The organism is Salegentibacter tibetensis, from assembly GCF_020164485.1.
In the GTDB taxonomy this organism is placed as follows: Bacteria; Bacteroidota; Bacteroidia; order Flavobacteriales; family Flavobacteriaceae; genus Salegentibacter; species Salegentibacter tibetensis.
The window spans coordinates 19,659-36,889 of sequence record NZ_JAIQZA010000024.1 but is presented as its reverse complement, the minus strand read 5'-3'; the positions used below and the strand labels follow the sequence as shown (position 1 = coordinate 36,889).

At 37.6% G+C, this 17,231-nt stretch carries 11 protein-coding genes; 7 read left to right on the top strand and 4 right to left on the bottom strand.

What is annotated here, in order from left to right; all coding sequences use genetic code 11:
• Positions 1 to 29 precede the first annotated feature (29 nt).
• Positions 30 to 1,244, top strand: a complete 1,215-nt coding sequence (locus tag LB467_RS19325; RefSeq protein ID WP_317196370.1) for a GAF domain-containing sensor histidine kinase — start codon at positions 30 to 32, stop codon at positions 1,242 to 1,244.
• A gap of 1,224 nt (positions 1,245 to 2,468) precedes the next feature.
• Here the strand turns inward: LB467_RS19325 and LB467_RS12830 are convergent.
• The gene (locus LB467_RS12830; protein ID WP_224474443.1) at positions 2,469 to 3,221 is read right to left on the bottom strand and encodes a VIT1/CCC1 transporter family protein; all 753 of its coding nucleotides are present in this window, start codon (positions 3,219 to 3,221) and stop codon (positions 2,469 to 2,471) included.
• Positions 3,222 to 3,606: 385 nt separating this feature from the next.
• Between LB467_RS12830 and LB467_RS12825 the strand changes: the two genes are divergently transcribed.
• On the top strand, positions 3,607 to 4,299 hold the full coding sequence (locus LB467_RS12825; RefSeq protein WP_224474442.1) for a protein-L-isoaspartate(D-aspartate) O-methyltransferase: 693 nt from the start codon (positions 3,607 to 3,609) through the stop codon (positions 4,297 to 4,299).
• Positions 4,299 to 6,680 carry a spermidine synthase family protein gene (locus tag LB467_RS12820; protein ID WP_224474441.1) on the top strand — a complete coding sequence of 794 codons (2,382 nt, stop codon included), beginning with the start codon at positions 4,299 to 4,301 and terminating at the stop codon, positions 6,678 to 6,680. The genes LB467_RS12825 and LB467_RS12820 overlap by 1 nt, the downstream gene beginning before the upstream one ends.
• Positions 6,681 to 7,139: 459 nt before the next feature.
• Here the strand turns inward: LB467_RS12820 and LB467_RS12815 are convergent, their stop codons facing one another.
• Both LB467_RS12815 and LB467_RS12810 read right to left on the bottom strand, forming a co-directional pair.
• Positions 7,140 to 8,288 (bottom strand): sensor histidine kinase, encoded by a 1,149-nt coding sequence (locus LB467_RS12815; RefSeq protein ID WP_224474440.1) that lies wholly within the window; start codon positions 8,286 to 8,288, stop codon positions 7,140 to 7,142.
• A gap of 1,478 nt (positions 8,289 to 9,766) precedes the next feature.
• Positions 9,767 to 10,156 (bottom strand): hypothetical protein, encoded by a 390-nt coding sequence (locus LB467_RS12810; protein ID WP_224474439.1) that lies wholly within the window; start codon positions 10,154 to 10,156, stop codon positions 9,767 to 9,769.
• A gap of 539 nt (positions 10,157 to 10,695) precedes the next feature.
• On the opposite strand from LB467_RS12810, the gene LB467_RS12805 reads away from it, so the two are divergent.
• A complete protein-coding gene (locus tag LB467_RS12805) occupies positions 10,696 to 11,448 on the top strand; it encodes an XRE family transcriptional regulator (RefSeq protein ID WP_224474438.1) in 753 nt (250 codons plus the stop codon).
• A 516-nt stretch (positions 11,449 to 11,964) separates the two neighbouring features.
• Here LB467_RS12805 and LB467_RS12800 read toward each other — a convergent pair.
• Positions 11,965 to 13,317, bottom strand: a complete 1,353-nt coding sequence (locus LB467_RS12800; RefSeq protein WP_224474437.1) for a hypothetical protein — start codon at positions 13,315 to 13,317, stop codon at positions 11,965 to 11,967.
• 1,248 nt (positions 13,318 to 14,565) lie between these two features.
• Here LB467_RS12800 and LB467_RS12795 point away from each other — a divergent pair.
• From LB467_RS12795 to istB, 3 genes are all read left to right on the top strand, one after another.
• Positions 14,566 to 15,228: a DDE-type integrase/transposase/recombinase gene (locus LB467_RS12795; protein WP_224474436.1), complete on the top strand. Its 663-nt coding sequence runs from the start codon at positions 14,566 to 14,568 to the stop codon at positions 15,226 to 15,228.
• Between the two features lie 95 nt (positions 15,229 to 15,323).
• On the top strand, positions 15,324 to 16,124 hold the full coding sequence (locus LB467_RS12790; RefSeq protein WP_224474435.1) for a hypothetical protein: 801 nt from the start codon (positions 15,324 to 15,326) through the stop codon (positions 16,122 to 16,124).
• A 60-nt stretch (positions 16,125 to 16,184) separates the two neighbouring features.
• Entirely contained in the window at positions 16,185 to 16,940 is a 756-nt protein-coding gene (gene istB, locus LB467_RS12785) for an IS21-like element helper ATPase IstB (RefSeq protein ID WP_224474434.1), read from the top strand.
• Positions 16,941 to 17,231: the final 291 nt, after the last annotated feature.

Genomic DNA, 17,231 nt, shown 5'->3' with positions numbered 1-17,231 from the left:
AAAATTCACTAATTTTATAGACTTTTTACATTCAAAAACCTATACCTATTAAGAATCCAACTCCACATAAGAATTACACAGTAGACATTGCGAACATTAATAAAATCCCAATCGTTTCTAAATTATTAAATATAATTTGTCAAAACACCGGGATGGGTTTTGCTGCTATTGCACGTGTTACTGAAGATAAATGGATTGCCTGTGCCAGCAAAGATCAAATTTCTTTTGGAATAAAACCCGGTGATGAACTCCCGGTAGAAACTACTATATGTAGCCAGGTACGTCAGCAGGACCAGCCGGTTTTTATTGATAATGTAGCCACCAATACAACTTATGCGAAGCATCCAATACCTGAGATGTATGGATTTTTGAGTTATATTTCTGTCCCCTTATATAAAAAAGACGGCAGTTTCTTCGGAACTATTTGTGCTATCGATAAGAAAGCAGCTAAAATAGATACTGAAGAAATTAGGGGGATGTTTCAACTCTATGCAGAATTACTAGGTTTTCACCTGGAGGTTATTGAAGAAAAAGATAAGGCCGAAGCAAAGCTTACTGAAGAAAAACACATAGCCGAATTACGAGAGCAATTTATAGGCATTTTAGGTCACGATCTTAAAAACCCTATCGCTACTACGCGAATGAGTGCAGAGATTCTAATGAAGTTCAGCAAAGAAGATATTGTGAAACGCAATGCTGCCCTTATAAAATCGACCAGCATTAGAATGGAAGGTTTAATAGATAATCTCCTGGATTTCGCGCGAGGCCGTTTAGGAGAAGGTATTAAACTGAGGAAAACAAAGGATTTCAAAAAATTGGAGAATACACTGGAACAGGTAATTAATGAAGTAAAGACTACCACTCCCGATCAGGAAATCAAATCTAATATTGAAATAAAAAATCCCGTAAACTGTGATCCCGATAGAATTGCCCAATTATGTGCTAATCTTTTAGGAAATGCGGTAACTCATGGTTCTCCTGGTAAGCCTATAGAACTCCGGGCTGCTTGTATAAATGGAGAATTTAGGCTGGAAATCACCAACAAAGGAATTAAAATTCCCAAGCAGGTAAGAGAAAAATTGTTTGAACCTTTTTACAGGTTGGAAGGAGATGAACCTCAGAAAGGTTTAGGCCTCGGACTTTACATCGCTTCACAAATTGCTTTAGCCCACGAAGGCAATATTAATGTAACCTCTACAGATAAAGAAACTGTATTTAGCTTTGTTATGCCCACGCATAATTAATCCTTGTGGTTAAAACCACATAGTAATAATTATATAGGCCAAATCTTAAAACAACAGGTTTAGCGTCCCCAGTACTGCGAAAATTGCCGCGATAAAAATCCACGCCAGAATGAGCAGAATAAATAGTTTAGCAAGGAAATGAAATCCCGAAGTAGCTGTTTTGTAATTTTCGATAAAAATAAAGAAAGGGTTCATAGCACAAAGATTAAAGGTTAAACATAGAACCTTAACTAAGGAAATGGCTATAAGATGTGGTAGTCTAAATTAAAACCTCAAGACGAAGCTGATTTTTTTAATTACCCATACGCCCGAAAATTAGAATTCGGTTTTTTAGGCAATCCAGGTCTCTTTAAAATCTTTAAAAGTAGTTTTTTACCATATTTCAACTTGTTCTTTCCCCAAAAAAGTTCAACTTTAATTTAAGACTATAAAAGCAGTTTTGGTACTGGGGAAAACCCTTAATTCTCGATTTTTGAACGAATGTTTTATGAGTTTAAAAGAAGAAAATGATTCCAAAGTAATATCGGTTAGTTCAAGAGAAGCCCTAAGCCTGTTACTCTTGTAAACAGATTCGTTATTCTCTTCCCTCCTGGAGAAGTGGGAAAAAAAGATACCCCCCGGTTTGTGAGATTCTAATGCTATCTGACTGGTAATAGATAAGTTATACCGAGGCGTATTGATGCACTGTATGCCTTACTGATGAAATCTTCCCCGGCATCTGTATAATTGGTAAGCCAGCTACGTTGATAACCCAGTTCGACGGTAAGGTGAAAACCAAACTGATTATTTAAATCAAAATATTTCCTGATAGATGGAGAGATCCCTATGCCCTCTGCCTTCAATTCCACTTTGCCTAAATCGGGCCAAAAAAAACTGTTTTTATTATAGAAATAACTAAGACCCATTCCAGGCATTAGGTTTTCACCTATAGCTAATGCAACACTTGGCCTAAGAATAAAACCTAAATCTTTTCTATTAGATGATGTTTCGTATTCTCTATCCTCACTTATGGTAAAGAACCACTGCCACCAATACTCCAGGCTTTAGGCTGAATAGGAAACTGGGTTTCCTGTGCCTGAGAAAAAGCTCTTTTTTAATCAAGAACCTCGGAGCAAGTCCACGAGGTATGAATTGGAATACTATTTTATAATTTCGAGGCAAGCCGGCCTGAATGATTCGGGCAGGCCTCGGGGAATTAAACTCTCAATGAGGGATGAAAAACACCTAGCTAACAAAAAGGCTTTCGAGTAGTGTACCCGCATAAAAGGCAATAATTGCCGCACTTCCTCCAAGAAAAACAGTTTCCAGTATACCTTTTAAAATATTCTTTTGGGTAGCATAACTTTTAAATCCGCCTACAATTGATAAAGCTATGGCGGTTAAAATACAGGAATTTAGAAATAGGCTGGATTCCAATTTTAAGAAATCTACTCCGGTAAAAAAATAAGATAACAATGGCACAGATCCTACTATAATAAAACTAAAAAAAGTCACAGCCGCAGTTTTATAGGGTGTTTTCGAACCCTTTACCATTTCCAGTTCTTCTTTCATCATCGTGTCTACCCAGACTTTTTTATCACTTGTTATTACCTTTACCACATCTTCCAGGAGTTTACCCGAAAAACCCTTATCCTTATAAATTTCCCTAATTTCATCTATCTCCTGATCTCTAAGGTTATCAATCTCCCAATATTCAATTTGTTTATGTTTTTCAAAATTATCCCGCTCAGATTTAACGGAAAAAAAATTTCCGACAGACATGGAAAATCCATCTGCAATTAAATTGGTTAATCCCAGGATAACCACTACTGTAATTCCCAAATTTGCACCTTCTGCACCGGCGACTATCGCAAAAGTTGTTATAGCACCATCAATTCCGCCGTAGACGAATTCGCCTACATATTCCTTTCCTCTAAAAAACCAATCCTTACCGAAATGATTATTGACCTCCGCAATTTTTTCCGCTCTCTTTTGCATGTTAAAATCCTTAGAATAGTCGATTAAATCATTTTTCAAAAAAATTAAAATTAAGTGGGCAGATAGCGCACTTTGTAGATCTGGGGCTTTATAAAATTAGATTCTTCTTCTGGTAAAAAGAATGACTAATGTCATTGGACTGCAAATGCATTAAAAAATGATTAGGTTGGATGGCTCAGATAGATCACCTGCCAAACAATCGGCCCATTTTATTTTTTAAATGATTTAGTTTGATAATATAAAAAATGAAAAGCCCTAAAACCGAAAAAAATTGTTTTCCCGTCATCGGTCAGATTGAAGAATCGCTGGTATTTTCAATACCCCTACCCCAAATACCCCACTCTTTTTTCTTATATTTAATTGAATATGAACAAAGTACAGGACCATGAAGTTAACACTTTTAATTTCAGCTTTATTGCTTTTTTTGATAGCTCCGGCTGATCAGGATAAATATCACAGAGATCGTCAACAGATGGTGACCGCTCAATTGGAAGCGAGGGGAATTTCCCATGAACCCACCCTGAACGCCATGCGCAGTGTTGAGCGCCACCGGTTGGTACCGCCAGCACAGGTGCAATATGCGTATGAGGACCGCCCGTTGCCCATAGGTTTTGGGCAAACTATCTCCCAGCCCTATATGGTTGGGTATATGACAGAAGTTATCAAGCCCACTGCTGGAATGAAAGTATTGGAAATCGGAACCGGATCTGGATATCAGGCGGCGGTGCTTGCTGAAATTGTGGATGAGGTTTATACCATTGAGATCGTTGAAGAATTGGCCAAAACCGCCAAAAGTCGATTGGAGGAAATGGGATACCCCAATATTCACGCAAAAGAAGGTGATGGCTATTTTGGATGGGAGGAGCACGCTCCTTTTGATGCAATAATTGTTACCGCAGCTTCAGAATTTATCCCTCCGCCGCTTATAAAACAATTAAAAGAAGGTGGAAAAATGGTTATTCCCGTGGGTGCCCCTTTTACCACTCAACAACTTATGCTGGTAGAAAAGCAAAAAGACGGAAAACGGAAAACCCGCAATCTCCTTCCGGTCCGGTTTGTTCCCTTTACCCGTAACTAATGAGATTCCCTTCCTCTTTCAACCGGTTGTTGTTTTCCATTGCCCTGCTTTCGCTGTCTATGGTTGCCTACCAATTGAGTCTGATGCAATACCTGTCCATTGTGCAGTGGTATCATTTTGCCTATATGGTAATTGCAATCGCCCTGCTGGGGTTTGGTGCTGCAGGCACTTTTATTGCACTCTTTAGGAAATACTTACTAAGCAGAATCGGCTATTTATTGCCATTGTTCATGGTGCTAACCGGTATCTTCATGCCGCTTATCCTCTGGCTTTCGGGACAGCCTTTTGCCCGGTTTGATACCTATCTATTATTCGTGGAGCGAAGTCAGTTATGGCAATTGTTACTTTATGAACTGCTCTTTTTTATTCCGTTCTTTTTTTGTGCCCTTGCAATTGGACTGGTTTTCGTTAAATATACCAACAGGATCGGGAAACTTTATTTCAGTAATCTGGCGGGTTCAGGATTGGGAGGGCTGGCGGCTATTATCCTGTTTTGGGCGGCTTCACCAACGCAGATCCCTTACATCACCGGATTTTTATCCTTGCTTTCTGCCTTGCTGATTATTCCCCACCACAGAAAACGAATATGGATGATTTCTGTAGGGATAACAGCCGTTATATTGATACTTCTTACATTTTCTTCTCCAACACCTTTACGGCTTTCGCAATACAAAAGTTTGAGTCAAACCCTGGATCTCCCGAAAGCACGTATAGAAAAATCGGCTAACAGTCCGCACGGCTGGGTGCAATATATCACTTCTCCGGTGCTGCGCTATGCCCCCGGCTTAAGCCTTTCCTTTACCGGGGAGGTGCCGGTGATCGATGCGGTGTTCAGCAACGGGGAATGGGCCGGTGCGGTATTGAAATCTCCCGGGGACAGCAGGATCCTTGATTATACTACTTCAGCCGTTGCCTGGGAGCTGGCAACGCATAAAAAAGTGCTGGTCCTGGATGCCGGCACCGGAGTGCGGACCCAATATGCCTCCTTAAAAGGTGCTGCTGAAATAGATCATGTAGAATCCCACCGGCTGGTCACCGGTTTTGCGGAAAATCAAACGAAACTTGCCAGTGATGACGCTGTAACTTTGTACCAGCAGGATTCCCGGTCTTTTCTCGCCCAAACTGAAAAATCCTATGATCTTATTAGTCTCCCGCCTATTGGCGCTTTTGGAGGAACCGCCGGTTTGGGAGCCCTGCAGGAAGAATATCTCCTCACCACCAGGGCCTTTTCCCTAATTTATGATCGGCTGGAAACCGACGGATTCTTTGAAATAACCGTATGGCTGGATTATCCTTACCGAAATCCCCTGAAGATTGCCGCCACCATTTCTGAAACCCTTGCCGAAAAAGGCATTTCTCACCCGGAACAGCATCTGGTAAGCGTAAGAAGCTGGAATACCCTCACCTTCCTGGTAAAAAGAACAGCTTTTACTCAGGCAGAAGTACAGGCTGTCCGCGATTTTTGCGATCATTTGTATTTTGACCCTATGTTGCTCCCGGGAATCACTTCGGAAGAGCGAAACCAGTATAATATGCTGGAAGACCAGGTACTGTTCAGCCTTACCGATTCCATTATTTCCGGCAACAGGGAAAGCATTTATGAAAACTACGATTTTCACCTGCGTCCTGCCACCGACGACAAACCCTATTTTTCACAATTCCTGCGATTAAAAAGTTTACCTCATTTGCAGGAAATCTTCGGGAATCAGTCTGCTTCCTTTATTGAGCTGGGTTACCTCATTGTGGGGGTCACTTTTATACAGTCGCTATTACTGGCTTTTGTGCTAATTCTCCTTCCCCTGTTCCGGCTGAAAAAGAATATTAAGAACAAAGGATTCACCCTAATATATTTTTCCGGACTGGGTATGGGTTTTATGTTCGTGGAAATAGTGTTGATCCAGCGGTTTGTTCTTTATTTGGGTCATCCGGTATATTCGGTAGCGGCTGTAATAAGTGGAATGTTGCTCCTATCCGGACTTGGAAGCTGGTTGTCTTCAGGCTTAAAACTATCAATTGCAGGCATTCGAAAAATTATGCTGTTCATTGTTTTGCTCTTGCTGGTGTATGCCGGGAGCTTGCAATGGCTGTTGCAGATGGGTATGGGGTTTTCAATTTGGGGAAAAATCCTGTTTTCCCTGGTACTCATAGGGCTTCCTTCCTTTTTAATGGGAATGCCTTTCCCGTTGGGGTTGCAGTTTCTTTCCCAAAGGAATGAAGAAGCTGTTCCCTGGGCCTGGGGTATCAATGGTTGCCTTTCAGTGGTTAGTGCTTCGCTGGCGACCATACTGGCCATAGAAGTAGGATTTTCAGTGCTGATGTTACTGGCTGCAACTGCCTATTTTCTTACCCTGGCTTCTTGTTTTCTGGTGAAACCTCAATAAGGGATTAAAAATGCTTTTCTAAAGTCTTTTGAAGAGATCCTTACAGCATTTTCTGGAGATAATAGGGCATTCTGCAATTTATGTGACTTCAGCCACATCATTTTTTCAATATCATTGTCAACACCCTAACCTTAAACTACAGGTCCATACTCAACTTTATTGATAAAAGTACAAACGCATCAGTAAAATCCTTCAATACAAAAATAAAAGCGTTTAGAGGATTAATGTAGAATTCTTTTTGTACAGATTAACTACCATTTTTGCTTAGAAAACAATTGGTCTTGATCCAAATTGGATCATTCTCAAAAATTGTGTGTGAATTGAGATATTATTTTGATTTTTGTTTTCCAAAACAGGAAGCACATTAATTATCTCTTTTATGATTTTGCTTGGTAGAAATGGAGAAAAACATGAATAATACCAAACGATTAAAGAGAGTATTAATCAGGTTCGATAGAGCTAAAGATTGTCGTAAGAGAAATTTAAGGCAACTCGTTTCTTCCCGGGAATATTTTTAGCTTTATTCAAAGTTATTGAAAAGGTAGTTCCTTCTTTTTCGTTACTCTTAATCTCGAGACTGCCACCATGTGCATCTGCGACTGCTCTAATTAAAGCAAGTCCCATTCCGTAACTTCTCAATTCCCCGGCATTATTACCATTGGTAGTGTTCAAGAATTTAAAAATTTCTTTTTGTTTTTCTTCAGGGATCGGTTTTCCATAGTTGTGAACACGAATAGAAACCGACTTCTGGAAATTTTCTACCAATATGGAAACCGGTTTGTTCCCTTCTCCATATTTTACTGCATTGCTTATAAAGTTTTCGAGGACTCTTCTAACCATCATTTCATCAAACACCCCTATAATCTTCTCCTTACCACATTCTAATCTGATCTCATTGGAGTAAATCTGCGAAGCCTCCTGATAGATAGATGTAACACTCTCCACAAGATTAATTTCAGAAAAACCCATAAATATTCCCTCTCCTGCCTGGATCGTTATAGAATCTAGCAGTCCCTCAATTAGATCAAGAGATCTATTTAGACTGCTTTTAGCCATCTTCTTTATTACCTCAAGTTGCTCCTTTTCCTGATCATGCTCTATAGAGCTTATTGCCATATATGCGGTTGAAATAGGATTACGCAAATCATGAGCAAGAATCGCTATCAATTTTTGTCGCTTCTCTTGTAGGGAATTACTGAAAGCACTAACTGAAAACAGCATTGCATTCTCAAGAGTATATTTCAGCACGGTTCCTACTTCTGTTGTGTAAGCATCTTCTTCCATCAAAGTTTCAGTTATTATGCGATGGAAAACTATATATTCCCGTAGGACTTGGTCTACTGTATAGCCAGAGGAAGAAGATCTTTGACATCCATGCTGAACACAATGCTCATAGACTTCTTCAAAATGCTCTTTATCCCTGATTACCAGAAAATTTTCTAAGCGATGCATTATTTTATTAATGTCATCCAACAAATGGGGTAAGTGATCCCTTAGGGCAATCCTGCTAGTAAAATTTGAAGCTCTTGTTTCTTCCTTCACGGACTTCTCCCAGGTATTCAGGATCTTCTCCTTCCGGAGTTTTAATATTTTGGCTGCTTTTTTCATATGAATTGGTTAAATAGTAGGTTTCTTCAATATAATAATTTTAATCAAGTACCTCGGGGCAAGCCCACGAGGTATGAATTGGAAAACTATTTTATAATTTCTAGGCAAGCCCGCCTGAATGATTCGGGCAGGCCTTGGGGAATTAAACCCTCAATGAGGGATTAAAACTGTTAAAATTAGTATATTTTATTAATAAATTTTAAGAAAAAGGATCGAAAGAAAAAAAAGAAAAATAGTTCTTCTTGTGGTCCTGGTAGCCTATTCCACAGGCAGGAAACACATATTTAGGCTTGATCCGTTATTTCCCCGTTCATATAAAAAAAGCAGAAAACGAAGTTTCCTGCTTTTTATTGGAGTTTTTAGTACCACTTATGTAATCATTAAGGATAATTCAAACCTCTATGAATCGTTAAATTCGCGATTAAACTGCGTACTGTTTACTCCTGAAATTTGATCTTTTTCCCTAGCCTACCGGTACTTAAGATCAATTTCTACTTTAATCTAAAAATTTTTCTCTGCTTTACCAAGATAATGCACTGTTAATTAATAATTTATAGTTAATCTAATCTGTTTTCAATATTTTCCATAAATTCCGTGTCCTCTAATCTTGACTAATCTGATTAAAAAGAATTTTCACCAGCCTGTATTTGGTATTGTAGAAAGTATTGAATGAAATACAAGGTTAAAAAAATTGAACCGACTAAAAAGAATTTATAAGAATTAAAGAGAGTATCAAGATAGGTTAAGCATAAAAAGCTTATTAAATAGCATCCTATCGATAGGCCTAATAACAGAATCCGAAATTTTGCCACAGCGATCTCAGCAAAATAATATTTTAAATTTTTCATAACTCTAAATTGTTATAGTTGAAAATGGTTAATAATCCATATTCGACTTTGTAAAAAGAACTATTTTACTCTTTGGTGTGCTGAAAAGCATGTGAAGTGGGGTGACTACTTTTCGATAAAATTCTATTATAATGTAAGTCTTTTTTTCTAAAAAGCTATGGAAATAAGCCGATCTAGTAAAAGGCAAAATAAATCAAGTTATAATATTTTAAGTTGGTTAATAATAATAATAATTGAATGTAACCACATTCTTACAAGATAATCATCAGTAAAAACAAATTAACACACGTTTAACTAAGGTGCTTTTATTTTTATTATCATAAATTATAAAAAATGATCATTCCTAAATTTTGATAACTTGAATTATATAAAATATATCGAAACTTTTAAAGAAAAAAATTGCCGCAATAGTAGAAAGAATTAAAGAGCTCCGAAAAACTTTTTATCTCAAGTTGCATATTCACTTAGAAAAAATTCTTAGTACTATTACGAATCGCTAAAGGAGTAAATGCCTGAGTTTAATCAATTGCCAAACAAGATTTTAAATTTTGAGATTTATAGATAAAAAAACCTCGAAGAATACTTCGAGGTTTTTGATTGACTGTTAATGCCCCAATCGTTAACAGCCCATCATAAATCTTCAATCAAATAGTTCTCAATTTTTGCTTTCTGCACAAGCAGCAGTTCGTTTATGTTGCGCGGAAGGTTTTCGGTATATAATAAATCATGATACTGGCTAACATTCTCTAATTCACATTTATAACATTTATCCCATTCACTGGGAGCGATGAAAAAAAGATGCTGAAGAAAAGTGTCAATCCATACAAAAGATAGTAAACAAGAAATACTGGCCTGGTTAAGAGGGCACTTCTTATTTGCAAAATAAGATCCATCTATACATTCCATTAACTCAAGTTTTATTGTTTCACGCAAACCCTTTCGTATAGAGATGCTGTCATTCTCTAAAACCTCACCTGTGTTTTCAGCTCTGCCCAAAAGAGAACTGTAATGTTCTAACAAATTCGAATTTGTTATGTAAAGCCGGAGGATTCGTAGGTAAAAGGTAAAGTAAATCAAGTTTTAAATATTTAGGTTGGTTAATAGCAATGATTGAATGTAACCAGATCTCTACGAAATAAGCAACATAGAAAAAATTTAACAACCGTTTAACCAATTTATTTTCATTTTTATTATTATTAATCATAAAAAAATAAAAATCTATTTTTAGAATGAAAAGAGGTGCCGCCGCAATAGTAAATGAATTAAAAAGTTCCGAAAATAAATGACGTGATTAGGTAACCAAAAAAAAGCTTGTTATCTCTCGGGCTGAATTTTCGTTTATAAAAAATTCCAAATATAAAAAGTTGAAGGATTCGTAAGTAAAAGTAAGTTTAAATTCAAGTCTTAATATATTACGATGATTAGTAATAAAATGTAACCACTTCTAAAGATAATTAGCTATCACATTAAATTAACACTCCATTAACTTTAATTATTAATTTAATATAATAATTAATTATAATTTAATATAATTCAACCCTAAAAATCACTTTTTAAGTATGGAAAATGTTGCCCCGATAGGAAAAAGAATTAAAGAGTTACGAAAAAAAAACAAGTTATCACAAGATTACGTGGCCAAAAGACTTTATATCTCTCAGGCTGCCTATTCCCTAATCGAAAATTCCCGAAATCGTATCGCGATAAGCCATATTGTTAATTTAAGCAAACTCTATAATGTAACTACCGATTTTATCCTTAAAGGTGAGAAATCAATAATTAAGATTTCCCCGAACAATGGTTTTATCCCATTGGTAAAAGATACGGCCCACGCAGGATTTTTAAAAAATTTTGAAGAAAATCACTATTATGATGAGTATGATTGGTACCGCATCCCCGGGTTCAACCCAACTTTGGACCAAAACCTTTTTGAAGTGGAAGGCGAATGCATGTCTCCCACACTTTTGCCAAATGATATTGTGGTTTGCCAGAAACAGAAAATAGATAAAGTTATTGATGGTGCCATTGTACTTATAATCACAAAAAACAAAACTATTATCAAGAGGCTGCGGTTAGATGATAACCCGGATTACTTATTGGTAGAAAGTGATAATCCCCAGGAAAAAGGGTTGCATAAAGTAAAAAAAGTTGATATTAAACAGCTCATGGTAGTGCTTGGTAAAATAAGCAGTAACCTGGTTCCTCATCATCAAATTGTTTCCACCGGAAAAATCAAGGAATTAGAAGAATCTGTTGACCTTTTAAAACGAGAACTGTTTTCTTTGAATAAAAAGCTTAATACCTTAACGAAATAACATCTTTATATGGCTGACAATTAAAGAAAACCTAAGGCCATATATCTTGCTAGTTTGATTTCTGCTTTTGTTACAATCGATGTTCGTAACTTCTGCCGCTTCGGTCCACAAGGGTAAGCTATATCATCATCAACCTAAAATTTATGGTTTATAATGAACTGATTTAACTCTTTAGAGGATCATTCAATAAAAGCAAGGAAAGTATTGAATTTGCACAATAAAAATTAGTACTAAAAATGTGTCATACATTGAATTTCTTCCATAACGATTATTCGATCAGGTGAGATCATAAAAAAAAGCAGAAAACGAAGTTTCCTGCTTTTTATTGGAGTTTTTAGTACCACTTATGTAATCATTAAGGATAATTAATCCTCTATGAATCGTTAAATTCGCGATTAAACTGCGTACTATATACTCCTGTAATTTGATCTTTTTCCCTACCGGTATTCAAGATCAAATTTATGTTTTGGAATAAAAAATAAGGTATCCCATAATTGGGACACCTTTTAATTATTTCTAATACTCATCGAATTCTCCACAAGCAACGGGCGTCATATCAGGCTCGTGAAATACCACTGTTCTATTTTCAATATTAGCAGCAGTTACCTCTGCATTGGTTAAGGTAAAGGTTCTGGTATAGAATAAGTTTCCTGATGCATCGGCTTCTGGCCAAACATCTCCAGCATAATCCAGAGTCCAAATTGCTGGTCCATAATTTTCACAAGATGCATTTTCATGAATATGTTGTGGAACATCTCCGGCAGTAAGTTCGGTAGCTGCTGTAGTAGCCGTTAATTGGTTTCCTTCTAATTTCAGGTATGCAAATCCAACAGCATTGGCATCACCTAAATTTTTCAGACAGGCTTTATAACGTTTAGCTTCAACTCTTGGATCATCAAATGGTGGCGGGTTATCGCTTCCACAGCCGTAGCTAAAGTGGTAATACTCCATTGTGGCATCATCACCATTGTAGAACATTTTGATTTCATCATCGGTGATTGGTCCTGAAAGAATTACCTGACCTGCATCGTCTGAACTATATTCATTGGTATTATCTAAAGTAATCTCAAAATAGTAAGTATCTATGGCCGCTGTATCCGGCAACCAGAAACTTAATGGATCTGAATAGTAGTCTCCTGTAGAGGCATCTTCTACTACCGCATTTGATTCAGTATAAAGTAAATCTCCAGACGAATCAGAGCCTTTCCATACGTTTACTGTATAACCTGCAACATAATGTCTACCATCTTCTGAGAGACAGAAGTTTCCAAATAAACTGAATTTCATAAGTGGTACAGGTACCAGGTCAAAGAACTGATAACCATATAAGTTTACATCACGGTCATCAAAACATAGAACTTCTACATCTACATATTTTTTAGAACCTGCGCGTAAATCGAAATTTAGTGGTAATGCATGATTTACAAAATTGGCATATTCACTTCCTACGGTGGGCGAAACCCAAATAGGCAGGGTGCTTTCACCCGGCTCTTCAGCATATACCCAGAAATCAGTTAGGCTTACGGCTGTGGTTGTTTGTCCTGCAGGGATTGGAATTGCTAACTCCTCATCATAATCGGTAAAATAGGTAGTACCATCAAAATTAATAGGAACCACTACATCTTCTTCTCCCAGTTCATGAGTAAGTATTACTCTGGCATACATCGGTGCGTCTTCAGAACATTCAGGTACACTCTGTTTTGATATTTCCTGGTTCCTTATAAAATCATTTAACAGTGCTCCTATAGAAATAGTAGCTACCTCATCGCCAGTTTTGGGCTCACCAGAAGTAGTTTCATCTTGACTGCAGGATGTAAAAAGCATCGCAAAAACAGCGATACCGGCAAAATAATGTTTTAAATTTTTCATAACTCTAAAGTTTTTTAATTAAAAAATATTTAAGAATGGTTAATAATATAGATACACAGTTCTCTAAAAAGAACTATTGTACTCAAGTTTGAGCAAAATTTTAGGAGCTAAAAATAGTGAAGTGGGGTGACTACTTTTCGATAAAATTTCTAGTATAAATGTAAGTCAATTCTTACCTATAAAGATATGGGGGATAACCCTATATTTACACACCAAGAATATATAAAGCTTTTTGGTCCTCTACAAGACCGTGATTTATTAATATATTATTAGAGTTTGTATGCTTTAAAATTTTGTTATAATCGATATTTGTAGCTTCGGCAGCTTCCCCAATACTAGGGTAAGCAATATCATCGCTAACTATCGATTTATGGTTTATGATGAAATGAATTAGATCCTTAAACTCAGGATAATTTTTAGCGACTTTTGGAAGATGAACATCGACAACAATAAATCAAGGAGAGCTTGCTTTACAGATAATTTACTCATTTTCTTTTTTAAAGATAATAAACTCCTAGATAGTCAAAGCAACTCTCAAAAATAAAAAGGAGGTTTGAAACAATTAGGCTTGATCCTTGAAACAGCTTAAAAAATACTTTGAATCAAATGTTTTATTATAAAGTTGAAGGAATGAATAAAAGTATGCCCCTGAAAATGAAAAAGCCCCAAAACAGTGAGTTTTGGGGCTTTTTACTTCCATTTGTAGTGTAATTGGCGGAGGAAGAGGAACTATCCGAAAATAGCTAAACCCTACTATTATTGATGTTTAAGAAAGATCATAATTCTGGTGTAACCGAATTTGACACCTTTAATATAACTTTAACTTTAAAACTTATAATTATGTTCTTTTAAACGCTGCTGTCTATTGGCGATTAACCGTCTTTGTTTGCATTAAGGCTGGACTAAGCTGACCCCTCTATAGCCCACCTTTTAGGTAATCTGTCATTCCGGCGGATGCTGACCCCCTTATAAATTAAAAAAAATGGCTGACCAGCAAAATTATTCCGGAGCATACTGACCCCTCTGTGAATTTATTACTTTATAGTAAATGCTGAAATTACCCATCAATGAAACCCTCACATCTTTTAAATCAGTTGCTTTTGTGATCGGAAATTAAATCTGCACAGTTTTCGGTAAATAAGAATACACAGAAAATGGCAACAAGAATGCACAAGTAAAAGACCTTTTGGGGCATGCCCCAAAAGGTCTAAAAGCTAATATTGCTAGTTCACCAAAACCAGCAATTTTATGAATGTGTATTTAGCCAAATTTATGACTTATTTTGAAATCCACCGAATGCACCGTGACGGGTATTCCATCAGCAAGATCAGCGAATTCTTAGTGCTCAACAGACGTACGGTATCCAAATACCTGTCGATGAGCGAAGCGGAATATGAAGAATTCCTGATTAAACAAACCAATCGAGAGAAGAAACTACTTCCCTTTGAGGATTTTGTCAGGCAGCGTCTTGAAGAATTTAGAAACACCCCTGCAGCACAGATGCATGACTGGCTCAAGGAGAATCATCCTGATTTTCCGGTAGTATCCCAGAAGACAGTCTTTAATTTTGTATCCTGGGTCCGAAAGAAACATCAGTTACCCATAGTTAAAACGGAGAGACAGTTCCAGCAGCTTGAAGAAACTCCTTATGGAAAACAAGCACAGGTAGACTTTGGAGAATACAATATGAGAACGACCACCGGTACCCGGGTAAAAGTCTTCTTCTTTACGATAGTGTTGTCTCGTTCCCGTTTTAAATATGTTTGGTTTACGGATCGATACTTTACCTCAGAGTTGGCCATAGAAGCCCACGAGAAGGCCTTTGAATATTTAGGAGGTATCCCGGATGAGATTGTTTATGACCAGGATAAGGTCTTTGTAGTAAGTGAAAACGGAGGAGATATATCCTAACCAATGCCTTCCGGGGGTATACCAGAGCCCAATGTTTTGCTCTTTACTTTTGCCGAAAGGCAGACCCCCAGAGCAAGGGTAAGGTAGAAAATGTGGTGAAGTATGTAAAGCAAAACTTTCTTTACAACCGTACCTATCACAATATCGAAACCCTTAATGATGAAGTACTGGGATGGCTGGGACGCACTGCTAACAGCCTGCCCCACGGGACAACCCAAAAAGAGCCCTGGGCAGAGTTTACTATTGAACGCTCCTTTTTAAAGCCATATAACGCCCATGTTGGTCCAGTAACAACAATTGCTACCTACACCGTCAGGAAAGATAATGTCATCTCTTACAAAGGTAATTTTTACTCCCTGCCCCTTGGCACCTATAAAGGAAAAGAGACCCTGGTGGCTGTACGTGTGGAAGATGATGCTTTCCTTGTCATCACTGATGCTCTGGGAGAAGAGCAAATCTGCCGCCACAAAATTCCTGTAGGCAGAGGGAATAAAGTAGCTAATACGGATCATAAAAGAGACAAGAGCGCTGCCATTGGGGAAATGATAGCGGAAGTCGCTGCTTTGTTCGAACATCCTGAAAAGGCTCGAGAGTGGCTTGAGATGATCAAAGCTGACAAACCCCGGTACATCAGGGATCAGCTGATTATGATAAGACAAGCAGCACTACAGACAGCTTCGGCTTATCTGAACAAGTCGATGGAGTATTGTTTATTCCATAAGATCGTTAGCGCGGCAGACTTCAAAAGTATTTTGGCTTCCACCGAGCAATTTCCAAAAAAGGAAACAAAGATCGTTAGGCTTAATCCACTAAGCGGTGAAATCCCGGACAAAGCTAACATCCAGCCGCAAAAAAGCTCCATAGAAGATTTTGAGCATATTCTTAAAAAATCATAAACCTAATCTCCCCTGGAGAAAAGGCTTCTCCAGGGGATTTATTTTAATAAAAACAATCATATGGAAACAAAAGAACAGATCACTGATTACTGCCGAAAATTTAGAACTGCTGGTATTGGCAACAACCTGGAAGTACTGGTAAAAGAAGCCGAGGATAAAGCCTTTGGTTTTATGGAGTTCACCTTACACCTATTGGAAGCAGAGGCCACACACCGCTACCAAAATGAGGTAAAAAGAAGACGAAAAGTAGCCAGATTACCCCTTCACAGCAACCTGGATCACTATGATCACACCTTCAATAATGGCATCTCAGAGACCCGCTTGAATCAGCTCAGGGAGCTAAACTGGCTGGACCAGGGTTATAATATTATGCTGATGGGGCCATCGGGTGTAGGCAAAACTTTACTTGCTTCCGGTCTTTGCAGCGATGCCATTGACAAAGGATACAAGGCTTATTTTAGAACGATGGAAGATATAGTAAATATGCTGAAAATGAGAGATATGACCCGAACTGCCACAGCAGATTACAAGCGACTCTCAAAGGCCGATCTCATTGTTATTGATGATATTATGCTCTTTCCGGTGGAGAAAAGCCAGGCAGTAGCATTATTTAATTTTATCAATCAATTATATGAAAGCACCTGCTTTATTATAACCACCAATAAAATGGCTGCGGACTGGGCTAAAATGCTGGATGATGAAGTTCTAGCTACGGCTTTACTGGACAGATTACTCTACCGATGCGACGTGATGAATCTCTCTGGAAAAAGCTACAGAATGGAGAATAGAAAAACTTTTTTTGAACAGAAAAAATAACAGATTATATTTACATAACCTGTGCACTCTTGTTGCCAAAAACTGTGCACTCTTATTTACCATTTTCTGCGCATTGTTACTTACCGATTACAGCTTTATAAATCAATGGTCTATCGGCAATTTGTTTTGTTCTTTCAGAGACTAGTTTTACTAGTTTCTTTGAATAAGTCTTTGATTTATTTCTCTTAACCCTATATTCTAAAATCCTGCGAATTGAATGTCGGCTATTCGTGTCCAAATTACATTGCGTTAAGCCATTCCAGATTCCTTTTATCCCCAGCTTCTTGAGAA

Bases quoted from the DNA above. Each gene is read 5' to 3' on its own strand.
- LB467_RS12830 (WP_224474443.1), bottom strand. From the start codon at position 3,221: ATGCAAAAGAGAGCGGAAAAAATTGCGGAGGTCAATAATCATTTCGGT.
- LB467_RS12820 (WP_224474441.1), top strand. From the start codon at position 4,299: ATGAGATTCCCTTCCTCTTTCAACCGGTTGTTGTTTTCCATTGCCCTG.
- istB (WP_224474434.1), top strand. From the start codon at position 16,185: ATGGAAACAAAAGAACAGATCACTGATTACTGCCGAAAATTTAGAACT.
- LB467_RS12815 (WP_224474440.1), bottom strand. From the start codon at position 8,288: ATGAAAAAAGCAGCCAAAATATTAAAACTCCGGAAGGAGAAGATCCTG.
- LB467_RS12795 (WP_224474436.1), top strand. From the start codon at position 14,566: ATGAATGTGTATTTAGCCAAATTTATGACTTATTTTGAAATCCACCGA.
- LB467_RS12825 (WP_224474442.1), top strand. From the start codon at position 3,607: ATGAAGTTAACACTTTTAATTTCAGCTTTATTGCTTTTTTTGATAGCT.
- LB467_RS12800 (WP_224474437.1), bottom strand. From the start codon at position 13,317: ATGAAAAATTTAAAACATTATTTTGCCGGTATCGCTGTTTTTGCGATG.
- LB467_RS12805 (WP_224474438.1), top strand. From the start codon at position 10,696: ATGGAAAATGTTGCCCCGATAGGAAAAAGAATTAAAGAGTTACGAAAA.